Origin of the sequence: Bifidobacterium sp. WK041_4_12 (genome assembly GCF_041080795.1) — a bacterium.
GTDB classification, from domain to species: domain Bacteria; phylum Actinomycetota; class Actinomycetes; order Actinomycetales; family Bifidobacteriaceae; genus Bombiscardovia; species Bombiscardovia aquikefiricola.
The window spans coordinates 437239-458669 of the sequence record NZ_CP129674.1 but is presented as its reverse complement, the minus strand read 5'-3'; the positions used below and the strand labels follow the sequence as shown (position 1 = coordinate 458669).

Genomic DNA, 21431 nt, shown 5'->3' with positions numbered 1-21431 from the left:
ACATTATGCAACAAGCGAACGACGGCTCGGTCTCGTCGTCGATGGCACTGCTTTCATCATGCCAGTTTCAACAACCGTAATGCGGGTTGACGCGTGAAGCGGTCAAACAGGCATACGACAGCGGCCACAGCGACTGCGAATAGGATGCCAAAAGCAAAAAATAGTATGAGCAGTCCAGAGCCCTCAGCCCCGCCATGCAGCGATGCCTGTGAAAGGATGGCGTGCATGACACAGTAGCTCGCCTTGTACCACAGCTCATGCATCAGCGATTGCGCGATATAGAATCCTAGAATTCCGGGGGCAAGAGCATTGATGGCGGTGAAGAATTTCGAGCTGGGCCGCGCGCTTGCTCGGTCGTCATGACCTCGGGCAGAAACCACGCATAGCATCAATGCAAGCAGTGCAAGCACGAATGAGATGACCGATGTCGATTTGAACGAAAGATCGTAGAGAAGGCTGTTGTGACCCGTGACGGCAAGAATGCCCGTCAGTACTAGAACACTGACGCATGCGAGCGCTATGAGTCTTGTGACGATGTTCGGAGATTTGAGATATGTCAACGCCTTGTAGAGCGTGGATGCGTTGTGTGACTCGTGGGCTTCTCTGAATCGTTTGCCTATGAGTCCGGCGAAGACGAAGGAGAAGAGATAGGTGACTGCGCTCATTTGCTTGCGCCAGTCCCCCAAGCCTCTGCCGTCGAGACTGCCCTGTGTGAAGAATGCGATATACCCGTTGAGCAGGTAGACGATGATAAGCATCGCGCCCACGGTCATCTCTGCTCTGAAGCTTCCCACGCGTTCGATTATCCAGGCGATTGCAGGGGCGAGCGCTACGAATATGAGGTACAGCCATATGAATTCGAGATCGATGCCGAGCCATGTTGAACCGCCGACCCTTGGAAGTGGCATCACATATGCATTGATCAGCAACGCTAGACAGACGTAGAACGCCAGTGTCAGCACAATGATGATGCTTCGTCTGAGCGTGGCGAGGCATTGCGAGCGCCAGAATCCTTTGCTTCTTGATTTTTGGGCAAGGGAGGCGATCAGGAAGAATCCTGAAATCATGTAGAAGACGTGATTGCCCCATGCGCCGAGTAGGTTGATGATGCTCATCAGCCACATGGATGGAAACGAGGTGGCCAATATTTCTGCATGGGATGTGACGGTCTGCGGATGCATGGCGCTGAGTCCAGATGCCTGCTGGAACCAGACGAGCATCACATGAAATATTGAAATGCCAAAGATTGCGCATACGCGAAGGAATTCAATGCGTTCATTCCTTAACGTTCTTGAGCGCATTGAATTCCTCGTTTTCCTTGTGGCCGCAGCATTCATCTCTGTTGACTATATCAACCACAAAGTCATGAGTGTTCCCTGGGAATGCGGCATCGCTTGGGTAAGGCTCATATGCCGTTCGCTGTTGTGATCATTGCATATTGTGATTCGTAGAGCCTGTAATACGCCTTTTTCAATGCCAAGAGCTGCTGATGCGTGCCATGCTCGACGATGCGACCGTAATCGATGTAGAAGATCTCGTCCGCGCTCTCGATGGTTGACAGTCTGTGAGCGATGATGAATGAGGTTCTTCCCTTCAGCAGGTGTGCGAGTCCGGCCTGCAGTGCCTCTTCGGTCTGCGTATCGATGCTGCTGGTGGCTTCGTCAAGAATCAGAATGCGCGGATCTGCAAGCAATACCCTTGCGAATGCAACAAGTTGGCGTTGCCCGCTCGATAGCGTTGATCCCCGCTCTTCGATGTTGGTATCGTATCCATGCGGCAGACCGTTGATGAATTCGTCGGCGTGTACTGCCTTGGATGCGGCCACGATCTCTTCGTCGGTGGCATCGAGTCGGCCATATCGTATGTTGTCCTTGATGGTGCCGGTAAAGATGAAGGTGTCTTGCAGCATGACTCCCATCTGTTTGCGCAGGGAATCCAGTGTCACGTCGCGAAGGTCATAGCCGTCAATCTTTACCGACCCTTCGGCAACATCGTAGAATCGCGAAAGCAGGTTGACGATGGTCGTCTTCCCCGCTCCTGTCGGGCCGACGAGAGCGACGGTCTTGCCTGGCTTGACATGGAAATCGACCAGGTTCAAAATATTGCGTCCTTCCGGCTCGTAGCGGAAGACGACATCGTTGAAATCGACCTGTCCTCTGATCTGTGGTAGCTCAACGGCGTTGGCGCTGTTGCGAATCTCCGATTTCACATCGAGGGTTTCGAAGATACGCTCGAGATAGGCGGAACAGGTGACGAGCTGATTGTAGAAGTTGCCGATGTTGATGACAGGGTTCCAGAAATTGTTTGCATACCCCACGAACGCGATCAGAACGCCGGTGGTGACGCCCACACCCGCGACATGCATGATTCCCAGATAATAGATCAGGGCAATGGTCATGGATGAGATCACCTGCACGCCGGGCCACATCAGGAACTGGATGTGCACTGCCTTCATCCAGGATGCTCTGACATCGCTCTGCTGCTCCTGGAAGGTTCTGAACTGTGAGCTCTCCTGAGCGAAGGTCTGCGTGGTCTTGACGCCGGCAATGGACTCATGCACATACGCGTTGAGATTGCTCTGCTTGTTCGACAGTACCTGGTATGCCTTGCGCTGGTAATGCTGCAGTATTCTGACCCACACCATAAGCGCAGGGAAGAGCAGCAGCGACCACAGCGCGAGCTTCCAGTCGATGGCGAACATCACGATCAAGGTGATGATGAAGGTGAATACGTCAGAAATAACGCTGATCAGGCCAGAGCTCAAGGTGTCGGAAAGCGTGTTGACATAGTTCACCACGCGAATCAGAATCTTGCCGTGCGGTCGCGAATCGAAGTAGGAGAAGGGCAGTGTCTGAATATGCGTGAACAGCTGCCTGCGCATGTCCTTGAGCATGAGCTGACCGACAAGGGTTATTGATACCGTGCGGTATCTGAGGCAGAGCTCATAGGCGATAACGGCCACGAGAAACACTGCGCCCAGCATGAGCAGATTGTGAATGCTTTTGGATGGGATCACCGAATCAATCACGATTTTCGTCAGATACGGAATCGCGACTTCGATGCAGCTCATGACGATGACGACGACCAGAATCTTCATGACCTTGCCAAGATAGGGCTTGAGGTATGCTCCAACTCTTGCGATGTCGTGAATGTTGATCTGCTCTTCAAGCTCTTCGTCTTCGCGGAAGGTATTTCTTTGCTGAGCGCCCTGTGATTCCTTGTCGTTGCGCTCGTGTGCATGCGTATCGCGTTGCTTTGCCATCGTTCTTTCGTTGCTCCTAGTCCTCGTACCCTGCGGACTGGCCTGACTGCAGTCCCAGCTGCTTGCTGTAGATTTCCCAGTATCTGCCGTGTGCTGCTACAAGCTGCTCGTGGTTGCCTCGTTCGACGATCTGACCGTGTTCGAGCACCAGAATCAGATCGCAGTCCTTGATGGAAGAGATTCTGTGGGCGATTGTCACGATGGTTTTCTTGCTGTCGAGTTCACGCAGATGCTCCTGAATCAACACTTCCGTCTCCATGTCAACGGCGGATGTCGTGTCGTCAAGTATCAGAATCGACGGATCGTCGGCCAGCGCACGCGCCAGGCTCAGACGCTGCTTCTGGCCGCCGGATAATCCGACTCCGCGTTCGCCGACAATCGTGTTGTAGCCTTCTGGCATATTGCGAATGAAACTGTCCGCTCCGGCAATCGAAGCCATGTTGCGCACATGCTGCTCGTCTCGGGCATCCATGCCGAATGAAATGTTGCTGTCAATGGTGTCAGAGAACAGGAAGGTGTCTTGCGCGACGATGCTGACCTGCGACCGCAGCTGCGCTATCGGCCAGTCGCGCGCATCGATGCCGTCGAGCAGCACTCTGCCTGCCGTTGGATCGTAGAATCTGGCAATCAGGTTGACGAGCGTGGATTTGCCGGATCCGGTCTCGCCCAGGATGCCAAGCTTTGACCCGACAGGGACGAAAAAGTTCAAATCCTTGAGAATCGGGGTCTGAGGGTCGTCGGCAAAGGCAAAGCTGACATGTTCGAAGTGAATCTCTCCACTGATTCGTCCGGGGGTGAGCGACTCCGACTCGCCCACCTGTTTACGAATCTGCAGGGCTCGATTCACGGAAGCGTCTGCACCGACCCGTTCGACGATATTGGAGCTGGAATTGAGCAATGAGCGGATCTTTATGCACGAGGCGTTGAATCGTTCGACATCATTCACCAGCCATCCCGATTGGCGGACAGGGCCGTCGATCATCCATAGATAGCTGTTGAACACGACCAGATCCCCCAGTGTCATCATGCCTTTGATGATGAGCCATCCTCCGAAGACCAGGGTGATCAGCTGCAGAATGAAGGATGCTCCATCCATCCATGGCATGTATTTTCGGCTGTTGTAAGCCAGCTTCATGTTGCGTTGCATGTAATCGTCGTTATGGGTATCGAATACCTTCGTCTCATACGGTTCGCGCACGAAGGCCTTGACCACACGATTGCCTTCGATGTTCTCTTCGACCATCGAATTCATGCGTGCCAGCGAATTCCTGATATCGAAGAACAGCGGATGGGCATGCTTCGAAAGCTCTCGCGTGAAGTAGTAAAGGAACGGGGTGACACAGGCCAGAGCGAGTGCCAGACGCCAATCGATCGTAAACATCATGGCCAGCGAACCGACAAAGAGGACAATGCAATCCGTTGCGTTGTAGAGCACCCATGAGAGGAAGTGGCGTATTGCATCCGTGTCCGAAGTCATGCGGCTCATGATGTCGCCGGTGCGGGTGTGGTTGAAGTAGGGAAAATCCAGACCGTGCAGTTTTTCGTATTCGTCGCTGACAAGCCGGAAAATCGAATTCTGTCCGAAGCGCTCCATCAGCATCTGGTATCCGTAGCGTGCGCACACGCGGATTGCGGTCACGCCAACCATGGACAGGCATAGTCTGACAAGACGATCCTCATGATGGTTGACGATGACCTGATCGACGATCATGCCGGCGATGATGGGAACCATCATGACCATGATCTTGTCAACGATGAACAGGACTGCGGCCGCTACCACGCGGGGCAGGTCAGGTCGGCAGTATGGCATGATCCAGCGATAGTTGTTCGCCGTCGTATTGGTATTGGTTTTGACGTACATGAGGAATATCGCCCTCGAAACCCTTGTTCTGTGATTGTTCTCTTGTGTGGCTTGCAATGGGTCGCGCTTCATTGACCCGCAAGACGATTGAGCCGTGTATGGAAGCTTGCTCATACGACAGAGCCAGCCACGTCACCGATACGCTTGCTCTGCTTCCCCTATGAAAACTCCCCCTGCATCAATGCCAGTCAATTCTATACCAAGCTGGACCCAGACATACGTTGTGAGAAGAAAACCTTGGAACTATACCGAAAACTTTCGCTAGATGGACGAGGTGAAGGATCTACTCCTGTGGCTTATCCGCAATGGCAACCTTGCCGACCATGTGCCCGCTTTTCACCATGAGGTGAGCCTTGTTGATGGAGTCTGCGTGTATAGGGCTGAGCTGCTGTGTCAAGGCGCTGCGAATGATGCCCGAGTCGACAAGATTGGCAACGGTATCGAGAATCTCATGTTGCCGAATCATGTCGGGCGCGTGATGCTTCGAGCGTGCGAACATGAATTCCCAATGCCACGAGAGTGCCTTGTCCATCAGAGAATACCAGTCGAGATCGGTCTGGTCATCAATCGCCACAATCTCTCCGAATGGCTTCATCACCGTGTTGTACAGCCCAATATTGCTTTTGCTGTAGGCGCTGAAAATCCAATCGACGCCCTCTGGTGCGAGCTTCTGTATCTGCTGTGCAAGATCATCGCTATGATAATCGACTACCTCATCGGCACCCATATCGAGTGCCCATTGCTTCGATTCGTCTCTGGAGGCCAAGGCTATGATCCTGAGCGTCGTCAAGCGATGTGCGAACTGGATGATCATGGATCCCACTCCACCTGCCGCGCCGACGACGAGCAGCGTCTGCCGCTTCGACGTGTCGGAGACCTGGGGGCGGGTTGAGTTGGTCGCTTCAGACTCGGAGTCATGCTCGATGCCCAGCTTGTCGAACAATGCCTCCCATGCGGTGATGCTTGTCAGGGGCATCGCTGCAGCATGGGCATCATCAAGACTGGTAGGAGCATGTCCAACGATTCGTTCATCAACCAACTGATATTCAGCGTACGAACCCTGCCGAGTCACATCTCCTGCGTACCAGACTCGCTCGCCTTCGTGGAAGAGCTTCGCGTCGGGGCCAGCTGCAACGACCTCGCCAACTGCATCCCACCCAAGAATTCGAGTAGCGTCAGCGGTGGGCTGTGACTTCATCGATGCGTATATCTTCGTATCGACGGGATTGATGGAGATGGCGTGAATTCTGACGAGAAGATCTCTGTGCTGCGGTTGAGCCGGTCGATCCACGACCGCATCGCGGAAGCTCTGCGAATCGTCATGCGGTTCCGTCTGATTGATTACGATCGCGTTCATTGTTGAATTTTCTTGCATGATGCCATCGTAATCATCACCGGCAGTCCTGAATCATGAAACTTTCCCCTCAGCGAAGAGCATGTTGAAGAGCCCGTTGAAGAGCATGGTCGGTGTTTCAATGCTGTCCATACACGTTCTGACATGGTGCTTCATGACGGTGTTCGCTGTGAGTGAGCATATGTATATCTGTTTGAATCATTTCGGTTATACGCTTTTCCAAGGAAGGGAAAGCAGCATGCTGAGCATTCAAGACATCTTCAGTATCGGCGTGGGGCCGTCATCGTCGCATACCGTTGGCCCAATGTGCGCAGCGCGAGCGTTCATCGGCTCTGTGGATGACCATGGAATCGATGGTGGAATTGGCGGAATTGATGGCGGGGTGCTGTGTGCCATCAGACGCATCAGGGTGACGCTCTACGGTTCGCTGGCGCTTACCGGTCTCGGACATGGCACTGACCGCGCCATTCTTGCCGGTCTCGAAGGTGCAACGCCCGCTGATGTCGACACCGATCACATGGCCGAAATCGTGCAGAGCTGCGAGCATAGCTCATCGCTGAATCTGATGGGCACGCACCGCATTGCCTTCGACTATGGCGAAGACATCGTGTTTGAGCGCTGGAAGCGCATGCTGCTCCACCCAAACGGCATGAGATTCCAAGCATTCGACGGCGCAGGCAGCGTATTGGATGAGCAGGTCTGGTATTCCATAGGAGGCGGTTTCATCAGAAAGGGAACACCCCATGACCCTCTCGTCGGCCTGCATGACAATGCGACAGCCGATTCGACATGGCTTGCCGAGACAACCACTCCGGCCAGCGACACTTCACAGGGCGACATCGGCGATGTTCCCGCCAATGAAGACAGCGACTCGGCTCCAGTTCCCTATGACTTTGCCACATGTGACGAGTTGCTCGCACTGTGCGACGCCAAGCACATGAGCATTGAAGCGATCATGATGGCCAATGAGAAGGCCTCTCGTCCAGAAGCTGACATTGTTGCCGGACTGGATTCGATCTGGCATATCATGCATTCCTGCGTTCAGGCTGGCTGCACCAGCAAGCGAGAAACGCTGCCCGGCGGACTGCATGTGCCTCGACGCGCAGCCCATATCTATCGCAGTCTCAAGCCCGCTGACATCGACATATTGGGCGAAAGCAACCATTCCTTCGAAGCCTCGCTGAAAGAAAAGGAAATGGAGTGGGTGGATCTTTTTGCCTTGGCAGTGAGCGAGGAAAATGCCAGTGGCGGACGAATCGTCACCGCTCCCACCAACGGTTCTGCTGGCATTATTCCAGCCGTACTCCATTATTACTGGTATTTCGTACCAGGGGCGAACATTCGCGGCATCGAACGCTTTCTACTCACTGCTGGTGCAGTCGGCTATCTCTTCAAAAGAAATGCCTCAATTTCTGGCGCTGAGGTCGGATGCCAGGGAGAGGTCGGTTCTGCCTGCTCGATGGCGGCCGCTGGCCTATGCGCCGTGCTTGGTGGTACACCCGCCCAGATTGAGAACGCAGCGGAAATTGGTATCGAACATCACCTTGGACTGACCTGTGACCCTGTTGCAGGGCTTGTTCAGATACCTTGCATAGAACGCAATGCCATGGCAAGCATGACTGCCATCAATGCAGCGCGCATCTCTCTGCTCGCCGAAGGCAAACATATGGTAAGCCTCGATCAGGCAATCAACACGATGAAGCAGACCGGTCACGACATGATGGATAAATATAAGGAAACTTCCCGTGGCGGTCTGGCCGTGAACGTTGTTGAATGCTGAATCAGAACGGTAGGCGATCTCCTTCACCTCTCCTAGAAAAACCGGAAGCGTGACCGCATGACGTTGTGAGGGCATTCATTGGGTACGCGTGTAGGTGCGGACCGTTGGCGGAACGTATTGCCTGACCCACGGGATGATGTCATCAAAGGAATTGGCGAACAGCAGCTTGTCGAATGAGCCTTGGTTGAGGAAACCGTTGTCAACCATGCGCTGATACATAGTACGCATTGGATCCCAGTAACCATCCAGATTGAAGAAGACACATGGTTTCGAAGTCAGGCCTATCCTGGTCCACGAAAATGCCTCGGTGATCTCCTCGACGGTTCCTGGGCCGCCCGGGAATGCGATATATACATCGCCAAGTTCCATCATGCGACGCTTGCGTTCGTCCATGTCACGCACGACTTCAACGGTCGTCAATCCTTCGTATGGCGGTTCGCGTTCCGCGAGCGCCTGGGGAATGATGCCATGCGCAGAACCGCCATGCTTCAGGACGCTCTTAGCAACGATGCCCATGAGTCCAACGCCTCCTGCGCCGAATATCAGCTCACCATTCGAGTCGGCAATCCATGTGCCCAACCGGTCTGCCCAATCCGCATAGGTGGGATCGTTGCCTGTTGCGGCTCCGCAATATACCGTGACTTTCAGCGTCTTTTGATCGATCTGATTACCACTGAGATGCTCTTTCACACCATCCTCCGCATTCTTTTTCGCTCTCTATCAGTGTAACGACATTCAAGCCGTGCCCGACGGCCGTCTGAAACTGGTCAATGCTGCACAGCATCACGGTTTCATAGCTTCACAGTTTCACAGTTTCATAGCATCGCGCCAGCGAGAAAATTGACGGTTGCGCCGATCAGCAGCGTATTGAAGAGGTATGAAAGCAAGGTATGGAACAGCGCGGTCTTGCGGATGGCTTGAGTTGTCAGAGCGGTGTCGGAGACCTGAAACGTCATGCCCATCGTGAAGGCGAGATAGGCAAAGTCGCTGTATTGCGGGTTTTTCGTGCCGGGAAAATCGACGCATCCATGATCCAGACCGTAGTACATTCCGGCATATCTGAGTGTATAGAGGGTATGAATCAGTCCCCAGGTGAGCAGAATGCTCGATAAGGTCAGCGCTGCCATCGGCAGAGTGTGCTCGCGCGAGGCATGACTTGTGCTCATCATGATGACAAGCGCCGCCACGGAGACCATGCTGGAAACCACGATCACAATATCTGCAATGGTCCGTGATGGATCCTCGCCCTGTGCATGTTCGCGGGTTCTCTCGCCGTCGAGCCTGGCGATGCGCAGCCATACGCGTACCAGATAGAACAGGCATGCGCTGACCCATCCGATCACGAATGCTGTCGGAATGCTCTTCCCAAGAAAGAATGCAACAAGCCCGATGGGAATGCCGAATGCGAACATCGCCGAGGTGCGGCGTCCAGAGCGCGAGACTCTGCGCTGCCGACTCTTCTCTTGTCTATGCTCATGTTTCGGGCCCTTGCCATGGCCATGTTCAGATTCGCTCAATCACGCACCCCCATGCGAAAAATGCTACCACCGCCGATGATTCAGTGACCGGTTACGTATGGCAAAAGCGTGTTGGAACACCTCTGTCGCTCACGAAAGCAGCGAGAGCAGATCGTCCTTGGTCAGGGACGACATGGACTGGCCGGAACGGGATGCGGAATCCACGAAGCGGGAAGCAAGATCAGACTTGGAATGCTGAAGCTTCAGGATTCGCTCCTCAATGGTGTCTTGAGCTACGACCTGATAGACATTGACATCCTGCGTCTGACCGATGCGGTGAGCACGATCGGTCGCCTGATTCTGCGCAGCAGCATTCCACCACGGATCGGCATGCACCACCACGCATGCGCCGGTCAGATTCAAGCCTGTATTCCCGGCTTTCAATGAAATCAGGAACACTGGCGTATCGTCCTTGTTGAACTGGTTGACCAGATCGAGACGCTTCTTCTTCGGCGTTGCTCCTGTTATGACATCGTATGCCACACCGTCTGCGCGGAGACGTTCCGCGATCAAGTCGAGATAGCTTGTGAACTGCGAGAAGATGAGCATCTTGCGTCCGCCATCCTGAGATGTTGACACCAGATCTTCGATGGCATCCAACTTTGCGGATTCGCCCTTGCCTGCTGCTGCATCGGCAAAGAGCAGGCGTGGGTCGCAGCATACCTGGCGCAACTTGGTGAGCTGAGCCAAGACGAGCAGCTTCCCCTCTGTGAAATCGGGATCGGTCTGATGCGTAAGCGTATCGCGTAGACGCTGTTCCAGTGCGGCATAGAGCTTTCGCTGCTCTCCCTGAAGTTTCACGGTGATGACATTTTCGATCTTGTCAGGCAGGTCCTTCAGCACTTCAGACTTCAGACGTCGTATGATGAACGGCCCGATGAACCCTTGCAGCTTCATCTGAACATGCCGGTCACCGCTCAGAATGGGCATTTCAAAGCGTTCACGGAAGTGGGCATAGGATCCTAGGATTCCCGGCATCAGGAAGTCGAAGATGCTCCACAGTTCCGAAAGACGATTCTCGATTGGCGTACCTGTCAGGGCAAATCGATGCAGCGTCTTGATCGATCGCACGGCACGAGATGACTTGGTGGCATGATTCTTGACATATTGTGCCTCGTCCAGCACCATGCAATAGCATTCCAAGGTCTTATAGTCGCTCAGGTCGCGGCGTAGCAGGTCATATGACGTGATGATCACGTCGGGAGCCTTTGCCGAGGATGTGGCGTGCTCCGCTCGGTCAACGCTCGACGCTCGTGCCTGTTCCAGCAATTCATGACGTTCGGACTTCGTGCCCGACGCCACCACGACCTTCAATTCTGGAGCGAACTTCTCAGCTTCTGCAGCCCAGTTATAGACCAGTGATGCCGGGCATACGATCAGGTTGGGTCCCGTCGCTCTCGCTTCCTTCTGGCGAGCCAGCAGGAAGGAAAGCAGCTGTGCGGTCTTGCCCAAGCCCATCTCGTCTGCCAGAATGCCACCGAATCCCTTGTCGCACACGGCGCTCAGCCATCTGAAGCCCTCCGCCTGATATGGCCGCAGCACACCCTGCAAGGATTCAGGCAAGGAATATCGGGATGGGTCTATGACCTTCAACTCCTGCACATATGCCTTGAAGCTGTCGGATTTCGCAGAATCAGGAACCTGACTATCGAGGTAATACGCTTCGAAAGCGGGCAGCTCGACGCTGCCTGACGCAAATGCGCTCTGCTTGATGGCAAGGTCGTCGGCGATATCGTCGAGTTTGTGGGTATCGACCGTTCCCATGTCGATGAAGGTGCCGTTGCGCAGTCTGTGGAAGCGGCGATGCTTGCGGTAGCTTTGCAGCAGCTCTTGCACCTCATCCGGGTCGATTTCGTCGGCAATCGGTGAAATCTCGACCAGCCCAGATTTCATGTTCAGGCCAACGCCAATGATTGGCTTCGGCATGTCGGTCAGTCCATCGAAGGCTGGCGTTGCAAATACAGTGCCGAGGCTTTTCAAGATGGTCAATCCCTCGGTGATGAGCTTGTATATTGCCTTGTTGTCGGATTCTTCGATGCGTGCGGTCGTGCCCTCAGGCATGGGGAAGTATTGGCGCACTGCCTCGACCGCCAAGCGTTCGGTGTCTCTGTCGCGTTTGATTCCCTTGCTGTCGTTGACGTCGATTCCAGAAAATACGTGGAAGCTCACATCACCATATCTGGCCTGCACATCGCAGGTGATGCCTTCACTGTCACGGTCGAGATAGCACTCGATGAGGCAGGGTTCGGTGCGCAGCTGCAACAGTTCTTCCGGGACTTCCGCGATGATATGGTTCTGCCTTACAGAACGTGATGGCTGATTGCCAGAGCTGGCACTGCCAGAGTCTGTATGGGCAGCGTCTGTATGGACAGCGTTTGCGGCATCGCTGTTCTCTGACGCAGCCTGCACTTCAGCAGGGGCAGCAAGAAATGGCAGAATGGTGCGAGTGAAGGCCTCCACATCATCCTCACCGAGATAGAGCCCATCTGGATCGCCCTCAGCGCAGAGGGCTGAGATAAGCTCACGATGGTTCACGAAATACTGACTGCAACGATAAATAACAGCCTGGTTGACGACCATGCTCTGCGAAGCCAGAGAAGGCATCGATGTTGAAGGATTCGATGTTGAAGCTTTCGACGTGTCGGCCAAGGCTGCAAGAGCCGCATTCCTTTCGATTGCCTGCACGGTGCGCGAAGGTGTTTCAACGGGACGAATCACCACGAAGGATGAATTCCTGCCAGGGATGAACCGTTCGGCGACAGCGGCATGCTGAATAAGATATCCCGAATCGTGATCGGTCTGCGACTGGAAGGAATCAGACCTCTCAGTAGATTCCAGATCAGTAGATTTCATATCTGAAGAATTGTGCTCTGCTGAGCCATGCTCGGGGACAATCCGAATCCCCAGATCGGGATCGCCGTCAACCACACGCGCCGGGCCGGAAGCCTCGAAGAGTTCCTGCGGCGGGGCATAGTCGATGGTTTCGTCCGAGCCGACGAACAGTTCCAGCAATTCTGCGGTCTCAGAGTCAGAAAGTTGCAGCACTGCTATCTTCGGCTGATAATGCTCCGCATAATAGCCTGAGCTGCGTTCGGAAGCCAGACTCTTTCGGATTTCGAGAGCACGGTCAACGATGCCCAGTACCTCACGAGAACGTGGCTCGAGAGCTTCCATCGTATGGATGAAAGAAAGACGCTGACCATACGAGAAATAGTCGCGAGCGCGAAAGGCGTCGATCATGCCCTGAATGTCCTTGACCACATAGTTGATGTTGCGTGAAGGCACAAGGATGCGAAGCCGCAGCGACCAGCCACGCGCAGCACATTCGATGCTCGGGTGTAGGCGCACGCTGCCGTCAGGCATGTTCTTGCGCATGTCCGAATGTGCATGGCCACCTGCCGCCTCGGATACGGTGCTGATTTCCTTCAAGAGCGCTATCTGACGGTTTTTGGCCTCGGCACTTTGCTCGGCATCGCGCTGACGCATGAACCTTCTCAGGATTCGCGTAGTGCCTTTATGACTCGCCTTGTGTTGCAAGGGAGCGCGTGGCACGCTTGAGCCGAGGAACAGTTCGGGATGTTCGTTATATTGCTTGATCAGTGCAACGGTGTGTTTGCAGCCTGCGCCCATGCGATTGAAGGCGGGGCACGTGCATGAGATCGATATGATCTTACCGTCTGGAATCCGAATCGCGGCGCTGACCTGGTAGTCGGCGCTGCCAACTGATGAGTGGAATCGCGTGGAAACCACGGGAGCGGTGCTTTCTACCTCTGCGGAGAGCATGAGCTGAGCGTCTGGCGTGCCTTCATGTTTCTTCGCGCTTCTCATGGAATGCATGCGTCCGCTGGATATCACCTCATATGCGCGGTTATATGCTCGAGTCCCGAAATATCGCCGAATTTGCCGCTCCGGTACTGTTTCCGTCATCTCAACTGTCATCGAGTCGCTTACTCGCCTTCTGCAGTCGTGCTCAACTGCTCTCTTATTGCGTCCATCGCCAGTCTCAACCGGCCGTTTCCCTATCTCGCTCTCAACCAACTGCCGTCATGCAGACGGCTTTCTCCCAACGATGTCACCATGGTGTTCATCAGAAAATCTGATTATGCAAAAAGGACATATTAATAGTAGTCCACTCACTGAACCGAGCGATTTGCATAGCCTTTCAGTGAAATTCCGAGCAGTTCGGCCTCCTGCGCCGTCTTTCCGGTGATGAGAAGATCAGTCTTCGATAGCTCCGCGACAGAACGTGCTCCTAGCAAGGTCATGATGGAGCGTAGCTGCTGCTTCCACCGTTCGATTTCTGCAATCAGGCCATCCGTGCCGGATGTCATCAGCGTATGCAGGAAATGCCCGGAAACCCCGACTGCCTGAGCACCCATGGATAGCGCCACGGCAATGTCAAGTGGCGTTCTGACACCACCGGAAGCGATCACCTGCGGCTTGGCACGATGTTGTTGCGCCTCTTCTTGAATGATGCTGGGTTTACGGCACGAATCATGGTTCACTGCGGCAGCGTTCATCAGACTCAGCACCGTTGATTCTCCCCATCCGGTCATGTAGCTGAATTCGAGACGCTGCCTGCGCTGATTCTCGATGGAGATGAAGTCGGTCCCGCCTTTGCCGCTCACGTCGATTGCGGCTACCTGCGTGGTGCCCAGATATCGGATCGTTGCCTGGCTCATGCCGAAGCCGACCTCTTTGACGATGACGGGAACCTGAACCGTCTGCGCAATCGCATCGATGGTCGCCTTCCACTCGCTGAAGTCACGGTCGCCTTCAGGCATGACGATCTCCTGGGCTGCGTTGACGTGGATTTGCAGGGCATTGGCGTCAATCATCTCGACGGCCTGCTGCGCCTGTGCGGCAGTCACGCTCGGCCCGACATTGGCTATGAGAAAGCCTTGCGTGTGCTCTCTGAGCGTTGCGAACGTAGGCGTGAGCGTCGGATCGCGCAAGGCTGCGTGCTGTGAGCCCGAGGCTATGGAGATGCCTGTCGCGTTGGCGGCCTCTGCCAGCGATGCATTCACGGCTCCGGTGTGTTCGGAACCTCCGGTCATGGCGTTGATATAGAAGGGTAGCTCCCAGCGTGCGCCAAGCACGTCCGTGTGGAGATCAACGTCGTTGACGGCAATGTCGGGGAAGCTGTTGTGAACGAATCTGACATCGTCAAAGGCATTACGGCTTTCGGCCTCGTGCTGGCTGTTTGCCAGTCTCACATGGTCGTCCTTGCGAGCATGCGAGCGTTCCGCGGCTGTATGAATCTGCTCGTCTGATGCACGGGATGCGTCAGTGGAAGCTGGGAATCTTGAGAAACTTGAGAAATCAGGGTGTTCATGCTTGCTACTGCTTGACATGGTTATTCGTCCCCCGTGCTGATGTGCAGGTCCAAAGCCTCGATGCCGCATTCATGCCAGTCGTGCTGAATCGCATGCGCATCAACGTCCATTCCACAGATGGCGATGCCGCAATCGCCTCCCCCTGCTCCAGAACTTTTTGCTGCAGCGCCGTGGGATTCGGCAATGCTCACCAAACGATGCAATGCCGGTGTTTCAACGACTGCGCCGGTTATCTCGGTGAGACTGAGCAAAGTTTGCCTCGCCTCTCGAATCTGTGTCTGGATTGCAGCGATATCGCCATGTCTGAAGGCGTGAGCCATGGATTGGACGCAGGCATCGCTGCGCTGTATGAACTGTGCGTAGCTGCGCTCAGGGTGATCGGACGGTGCATGATGCTGATGCGTGTCTTCTTGATGCACGCTGTGCTGAACGTTGGCGACCAGTTCAGGAGTCGAAGCGGGTGCTCCTGTCCATCCGACGAGGAAGCGCATGGCCTTGGGTATTGGCAGACGTTCGATTGACAATCCCGGCCAATCCATCTGGATAAGCTGTGCAACGCTCAGCGATGCCTCTGCGCTGTGTGACGATATCCATGCACGGTCCGGCGAACTGTATGCAATGCAGCCCTGAAAGGTGCCTGCAGCGATGTCGCCGCCCGAACCGGAGGATTGCACTTCGTTCGCTGCTAGGAAGGCGAGTTTGTAACGTTCCATTTCACTGACGTCAAGGCCGTAGAAGCTGCAGAGTGCCTGAACCGTGGCAACGGTGACCGCGGCTGAAGAGCCAAGGCCATATTTCTTTCCCGATGCATCGTCCAAGCTGCTTGACACAGCGATATCGCAGTATGTCAACGATGTTCCCGCTTCACATGCAAGTTTTTCGACCATGCGGATGGCGTTGATGATAAATCCCCAGCCCGATTGGTCTGCGGAGTCTACGACTATCGTGTCCTGGCTGCGATGCCAGCGAACAGACTGCTGCGTCAATCTGCTCGACTGCAATGATCCTTGAGAGGAGCCATGCTGGGAGGCTCGAACCTGCACGACAAGAAAACGGTTTACCGCGACGACGATCGCGCGATGGCCGGGTTCGACAACCGCATATTCACCTGCCACATAGAGTTTTCCAGGTGCTCTGCCAGTAGCTGTCTCTTCCAAATCCTCGTCCTTCGTCCGGTTTCCATGTGCGACGTCATCACTGGACACGACTGTGCATGTCCAAATTTTTATCCAGTATTCGGACACCTTCCCCGGCCATGTGTATGCGGATATCGCGCTCGGGCATGCGCTCGCGCAGTGCTTCGCATACTCGAACCGCATCCTTGGCAGACGTGAGCACCTTGACATTCGGTCCCGCATCCATCGTAGACCAGGCCCCCAAGCCGCTGGCGCGGAGATCCTCAACCGCGTGCAATGCCTCCACCGTTTCTGGCTGCCAAAACAGCACAGGCGGCTGAGCCGTCATCATCGTGGCATGCATGCCGTAGGAGTTTCTTTCAGTCACCGTTCCAAGCATCTCGATGTCGCCTCGCCTGACGGCGGTGATGGCCTGCCGTAGATCATCCTTGCATGATTGAATCCAGGGTCTGTACAAGGGCGAGGTCTCGACCGAACGGTGCATGGCCGCACGGCTTGAGATGGCCTTCTTCTTGTTAGAGATCAGTATGACGATCATCGCCAGATGCATGCCGAAATCGCGTGCAGATTCGGCTGCATCAGCCGAAGCGCCCTCGGATTCAAGCAGCGACGCGATTGCTTCGGCATATGAGCTTGCGTCGTCATGACCTGCGTGCCAGACTGCCAAACCAGCGTAGATGGAACGCGAGGCTGAACCTGAACCGTATCGTGCCAGTCTTGAAAGGTCCCTGTCGTCCATATGCAGACCGGCAGCATGCGAAGCCGCCGCTGCAAGCGCTGCGAAGGCGGATGCGGAGCTCGCCAGTCCAGCCGCATACGGCACGGTGTTGCATGAGATGACGTTGGCACGGGCCTGAATTCCCGCGAGTTCGCGAATTCTGTCAAGGAAGGCGCTCACCCTGTGCAATGCCTTGCCTTGGTGCCGCTCGCCGTCAATGGTCAGAGTGTCGCCGGTTTCGTCTGACTCCTCGGATTCATGCTTCGATGCCGCTGCCTTGCCGGATGTGCCGTCATGGAAGGTGACCTGCGTGGTCGTGCCGAGTCCATCGACGGTCAGGGAAAGGCTTGATGCATGGGGAATGATCAGTGATTCGTCTGCCTTGCCCCAGTATTTTACGAGAGCTATGTTGGCGTTTGCCCTTGCGGTTGCCTGCATCGCCTCGGAAGGCCCTTGAGATGCCTGTGATGGCTGTAAAGCCTGTGAAGCCTGAGTCTTGTTCTGAGCGTTGCTTCGAGCACTCTCCGGTCTCATGCGACGGCTCCGATTCTATGTGACCAGACGCCTCGCGCACCAGCCTGCCTGAGTCTGCGCACAATCATATCGGCCTGATTCTGGTCTGCGGCGAGTGAGACGATGCAGCCACCGAGTCCACCGCCTGTCATCTTCGCACCCAACGCTCCGGCTTCGCGCGCTGCGCTGACCAGCCTGTTCAAGGTTGGGTCGCTTACCTTGAGTTGGGCGAGCAGAATGTGGGCAGCGTTCATGTGAATGCCCAAATCCTCGATAGCACCTCGTTGAAGGTCGTTCACGGACTGCGAGCCCAGAGTTCCGAGCTCCGCGAGAATGGCATCGACGCGGGGCTTGTTCTGCTCGTACTGGCTGCGGACGCTGCCGACGGCCTCTCGCGTACTTCCACAGATTCCCGAATCGGCAATGATCACAACACCTGAAGATTGTATGGATAGCTGTGAGATTCTGCCTGCGCTGAGCATCACGGCGTTTCGCGAACATGTGGTTGCCGAATCCAGGCCGGACGGGTGGCCGTGGGTAACCATTTCTGCACGATTGGTAAGTTCAAACAGTTCCTGAGGAGTGGCGCTGATTCCGTAGGCATCCAGCACTGCTCGAATAACGGCTCCAGCCGCGGCCGCCGAAGAACCCAGTCCTCGTTCGGCTGGAAAATCCGCCTCGGTCACGAGGGTGAAAGCCGACCAGCGTCTTGGTGAGACGAATTCCTCTGCAACGGCCACCGCTCTTCGAATGCCGGCGAATCGTTCACCGGATTCCTCCAAGGGCCCGCTGAATCCCAAGGCTCGCAATTCGTGTCTGCCGCTGAGATTCGGTGTTGCCCACGCCTTCATCTTCAGGCTGTGCAGGGGAAGCGCCACTGCAGGATAGCCATAGACTGCGCTGTGCTCGCCTATGAGTATCGCCTTTGCCCACGTTTCGCCATATCCGGAATGGAATGCTCCGCGCGAAGGACTGCCGACGCGTGCAGGCTGAACGGCAAGCTGAGGGCTGGCGGAGCGCATCATATGACCCGAAACTCTTGAAGCGGTTTCTGCGCCCAGCAGAGCTGGCTGCGGTCGTCTGCGGTATTGCTCATACGTCAGTTCCTTCATGAATGCCCTGCTCCACCTTTCCGGCTCAACGATTCTGGTGCATACCACGATTCATAACCGCCGCACGAACCGTTACCGGAAACATTTCCCTCTCGCCATTATTACATGCATACCGATTAAGGATTATACGGTCGAATGTCTCTCGCTCGCAGCGCAGAACGATGATAATACAGTGGAGATTCACAATTTCACTGCAAAGCACATACGAAGTAGCTGCACAGTATTGGCACAGTACTGGCAACACCATCAGCACCGTATGGGCTTGAAGACCGAGACTACGCCTTCAACGCCGCTCGATCTGACCGCTCTGTCACCGGTTGTCTGTGCCGTATCTCTGTCACAACAGTAGAATGCTCTGTATGGGAACAGCTTTGGGAGCATCGGCAGACGACGGCACTCGTGAATTGCTGGTAGGCGGATGGGGCAAAGACGGAGACGGCCAGGCACAGGGCATCGAATGGATCACGGCAAGTCATGAATCCGCTGGCAGCCAAGCGTACGGAAACAGCGATGAAGAAGGCATCCAGCTCGAACACCGAAGGTGCGTGGCTGAGATTCCTTCACCCTCATGGATGTGCTTGAACGACGGCATCGTGTATGGCTGCCTGGAATTCAGCAATGAACTCGTGTCATACTCATGCACGAGACACTCCGATCAGCGACGCTCAGAACTTCAACTCCATCAGCTCTCTCGCATGCGCACTCCGGGTGAGGGGCCAACGCATGTTGCCCTGTGCAGGGACGATAGGGGAGCCATGCATATAGTCAGCGCCTGCTATGGCGACGGGACCGTGACCGTGCACCCCATCGATGCGAAGGGACGCATCGGCGAGGCTGAACAAGCCTTGCATGGAGCAGGACACGGCCCTCTGCCCGCGCAGGAGCATTCCCATGCTCATTGGATTCTTCCCATCGAGTCATCATCCCAAGACTCTGACTCAGACCCATCATCATGCTCAACCTCATGCACAGCTTCTTCCACAGCCTCTTCCACCATTGAGGAAGACGCGGCAAGCCCACGAGCAGGATCGTCCCCATCCGCTCGCCATCTGGTATTGGTTGCTGACCTCGGCGCAGACCGCATCCGCACCTACATGTGGCGCAACGGAATGCTCAACAAGCTGGGAGCACTGTATCTACCAGCAGGAACCGGGCCGAGGGATCTGCACATTCTGCCGGCGAATCTGCAAGACTTTGGCGCTTCAGCCGCAATCCTGCTGATAACCGAATGGAGTCGGAAGGCATTCGTGCTCAGACTCGACCCGTCCAATCCTGCTGGAATCAGCATCGTCGACAGTGTGAATCTGGGCGCAACGCAGAAGGATCAGGCATCATCGCTGGCATATATCCCCGACGATGCCAGCTCACCCGAACGTGGCTTCGCCTATGTCGGGCTGCGTGGAACCAACCGCATCATTCCGCTGCGCTGGAATGGATGCACCTTGGCAAGGCTCCCACATGCAGGCGATGGTTCATGGCAGAACGGCTTTTCCAGTGGCGGAAGCTGGCCGCGACATGTTCTGGCATTCGGCCGAAGACTGCTCGTGTCGAATCAGCTTTCGTCCACCGTCAACTGCTTCGTCTGCGACGATGACGGCCGACCTCATGAGGAAGCGTCGCTGCACATACCCTCGCCAACCTGCACGCTGATCGTCTGAGGAAAGCTATATACACAGCCTATATATGCAACACTGTCCTGCGTTTCGTGAACACATTGCGTTCCCTCGTGCGCTCAGCGATGGGATGCATAGTTCTCAAGCTCTTTGAGCTTGTCAAAACGCTCATTGATCGTCTCGATTCGACTGCGGGACGCGTCTACGTTCGCGCCTTGCTGGGCGCTGGTTGCCACATATTCGGCGATGAGCGCAAGCACGCTGAATACGGCTGTATAGCTGGAGAGTACATGGGAGTGAAGATCGGTTTCGATGAATTCCGCATCCGTTTCGAGTGCCGTACGTCGAACCGTCGAATCGCCGATGATGATGAGCTGCACATGCTGTTCGGCAAGCGTCGCAGCAAGATTATGGAATACTGCCGTGCGTCTGCGAGCGCCGCAGAGGATTGCGACGTCTTCCTCGTTCAAATCCACTATCTCTTCGGCCAGGCTTTGCCCAGGTTCAGGAAGAGCCTGTACCCGTGCGCGTGACTGCATCAACTGCTCACGCAGGTGCAGGGCCATCGGATAGTTGTTTCTCAGGCCGATGACTGCAACGTTTCTGGCCTTCATGATTGATTGAGCGATACGGTCCATCATGGCATTGTCGAGTCGGCTGAAGGTATGCTGCAGCGCGGCAATATCGTTGTTCATATGATCGACCAGCAGACCCGTGGTCGTTTCTCCCTGGCTAAGAAACTCAGGCGAACCAGGCTGATGGTGTCTGCGGATGTCGCGCTTGAATTCCGCTGCGTTGCGAAATCCTATCTTACGATAGAGCCGACTTAGGGTTGGCTGAGAGACCTTCGAAAGCTTGGAGAGCTCCGCCGAGTTCAAAAGGAGCGCATCCGAAAGATGCCCAAGAATGAACGTCGCCGCGTCTTGTTCCGCCGCTGTCAGCGAATCGTAATGATTCTGTATACGCTCAACTATGCTCATCACCCTCACATCTTACAATGGTGGCCGCGTTTGAACGCTCCCTCAGCCCAAGAACTGATGGTTCTCGCACCTGCGCGTGCCGCTCGTCAATGCACCATGGAGCGCCACGTAACGAATATTTCCAATTGTTTACCAGAAGATTTCCACATATAAGTGACTTTGGCACCAAATGTCTCGCTTCGCACCATTACGTAACGAAATTGAAATTTCAGAATCTAAGTTATGAAACAAATATTTCAGATAGTGAAG

The 21431-nt window shown here is 55.1% G+C and carries 14 protein-coding genes; 2 read left to right on the top strand and 12 right to left on the bottom strand.

The window, feature by feature from the left end:
- Positions 1–56 precede the first annotated feature (56 nt).
- The 4 genes from QN215_RS01925 to QN215_RS01910 all read right to left on the bottom strand — a co-directional run bounded on the left by QN215_RS01925 (position 57) and on the right by QN215_RS01910 (position 6480).
- Positions 57–1301 carry an acyltransferase family protein gene (locus QN215_RS01925; RefSeq protein WP_369344457.1) on the bottom strand — a complete coding sequence of 415 codons (1245 nt, stop codon included), beginning with the start codon at positions 1299–1301 and terminating at the stop codon, positions 57–59.
- 104 nt (positions 1302–1405) lie between these two features.
- On the bottom strand, positions 1406–3262 hold the full coding sequence (locus QN215_RS01920; RefSeq protein WP_369344456.1) for an ABC transporter ATP-binding protein: 1857 nt from the start codon (positions 3260–3262) through the stop codon (positions 1406–1408).
- Positions 3263–3278: 16 nt separating this feature from the next.
- Complete coding sequence (locus QN215_RS01915; protein WP_369344455.1) at positions 3279–5123, bottom strand: ABC transporter ATP-binding protein; 1845 nt, start codon at positions 5121–5123, stop codon at positions 3279–3281.
- A gap of 283 nt (positions 5124–5406) precedes the next feature.
- Entirely contained in the window at positions 5407–6480 is a 1074-nt protein-coding gene (locus QN215_RS01910; RefSeq protein WP_369344454.1) for a zinc-binding alcohol dehydrogenase family protein, read from the bottom strand.
- A gap of 235 nt (positions 6481–6715) precedes the next feature.
- Here QN215_RS01910 and QN215_RS01905 point away from each other — a divergent pair, with 235 nt between their 5' ends.
- Positions 6716–8257, top strand: coding sequence for an L-serine ammonia-lyase (locus QN215_RS01905; RefSeq protein ID WP_369344453.1), 1542 nt, complete (start codon positions 6716–6718; stop codon positions 8255–8257).
- A gap of 75 nt (positions 8258–8332) precedes the next feature.
- Here QN215_RS01905 and QN215_RS01900 read toward each other — a convergent pair whose 3' ends face one another.
- The 7 genes from QN215_RS01900 to mvk all read right to left on the bottom strand — a co-directional run bounded on the left by QN215_RS01900 (position 8333) and on the right by mvk (position 18589).
- Positions 8333–8947 (bottom strand): TIGR00730 family Rossman fold protein, encoded by a 615-nt coding sequence (locus QN215_RS01900; protein WP_369344452.1) that lies wholly within the window; start codon positions 8945–8947, stop codon positions 8333–8335.
- 125 nt (positions 8948–9072) lie between these two features.
- Positions 9073–9774 carry a DUF1345 domain-containing protein gene (locus QN215_RS01895; protein ID WP_369344451.1) on the bottom strand — a complete coding sequence of 234 codons (702 nt, stop codon included), beginning with the start codon at positions 9772–9774 and terminating at the stop codon, positions 9073–9075.
- 90 nt (positions 9775–9864) lie between these two features.
- Positions 9865–13602 carry an SNF2-related protein gene (locus tag QN215_RS01890; protein ID WP_369344450.1) on the bottom strand — a complete coding sequence of 1246 codons (3738 nt, stop codon included), beginning with the start codon at positions 13600–13602 and terminating at the stop codon, positions 9865–9867.
- Between the two features lie 305 nt (positions 13603–13907).
- On the bottom strand, positions 13908–15128 hold the full coding sequence (gene fni / locus QN215_RS01885; RefSeq protein WP_369344449.1) for a type 2 isopentenyl-diphosphate Delta-isomerase: 1221 nt from the start codon (positions 15126–15128) through the stop codon (positions 13908–13910).
- 2 nt (positions 15129–15130) lie between these two features.
- The gene (locus tag QN215_RS01880; protein ID WP_369344448.1) at positions 15131–16315 is read right to left on the bottom strand and encodes a phosphomevalonate kinase; all 1185 of its coding nucleotides are present in this window, start codon (positions 16313–16315) and stop codon (positions 15131–15133) included.
- Positions 16305–17498 carry a diphosphomevalonate decarboxylase gene (gene mvaD / locus QN215_RS01875; RefSeq protein ID WP_369344447.1) on the bottom strand — a complete coding sequence of 398 codons (1194 nt, stop codon included), beginning with the start codon at positions 17496–17498 and terminating at the stop codon, positions 16305–16307. The genes QN215_RS01880 and mvaD overlap by 11 nt, the downstream gene beginning before the upstream one ends.
- Positions 17495–18589 (bottom strand): mevalonate kinase, encoded by a 1095-nt coding sequence (mvk, locus tag QN215_RS01870; protein WP_369344446.1) that lies wholly within the window; start codon positions 18587–18589, stop codon positions 17495–17497. The genes mvaD and mvk overlap by 4 nt, the downstream gene beginning before the upstream one ends.
- Before the next feature lie 359 nt (positions 18590–18948).
- Between mvk and QN215_RS01865 the strand changes: the two genes are divergently transcribed.
- Positions 18949–20247, top strand: coding sequence for a lactonase family protein (locus QN215_RS01865; RefSeq protein ID WP_369344445.1), 1299 nt, complete (start codon positions 18949–18951; stop codon positions 20245–20247).
- Between the two features lie 74 nt (positions 20248–20321).
- Here the strand turns inward: QN215_RS01865 and QN215_RS01860 are convergent, their stop codons facing one another.
- On the bottom strand, positions 20322–21182 hold the full coding sequence (locus tag QN215_RS01860; RefSeq protein WP_369344444.1) for a MurR/RpiR family transcriptional regulator: 861 nt from the start codon (positions 21180–21182) through the stop codon (positions 20322–20324).
- Between the last annotated feature and the right edge of the window lie 249 nt (positions 21183–21431).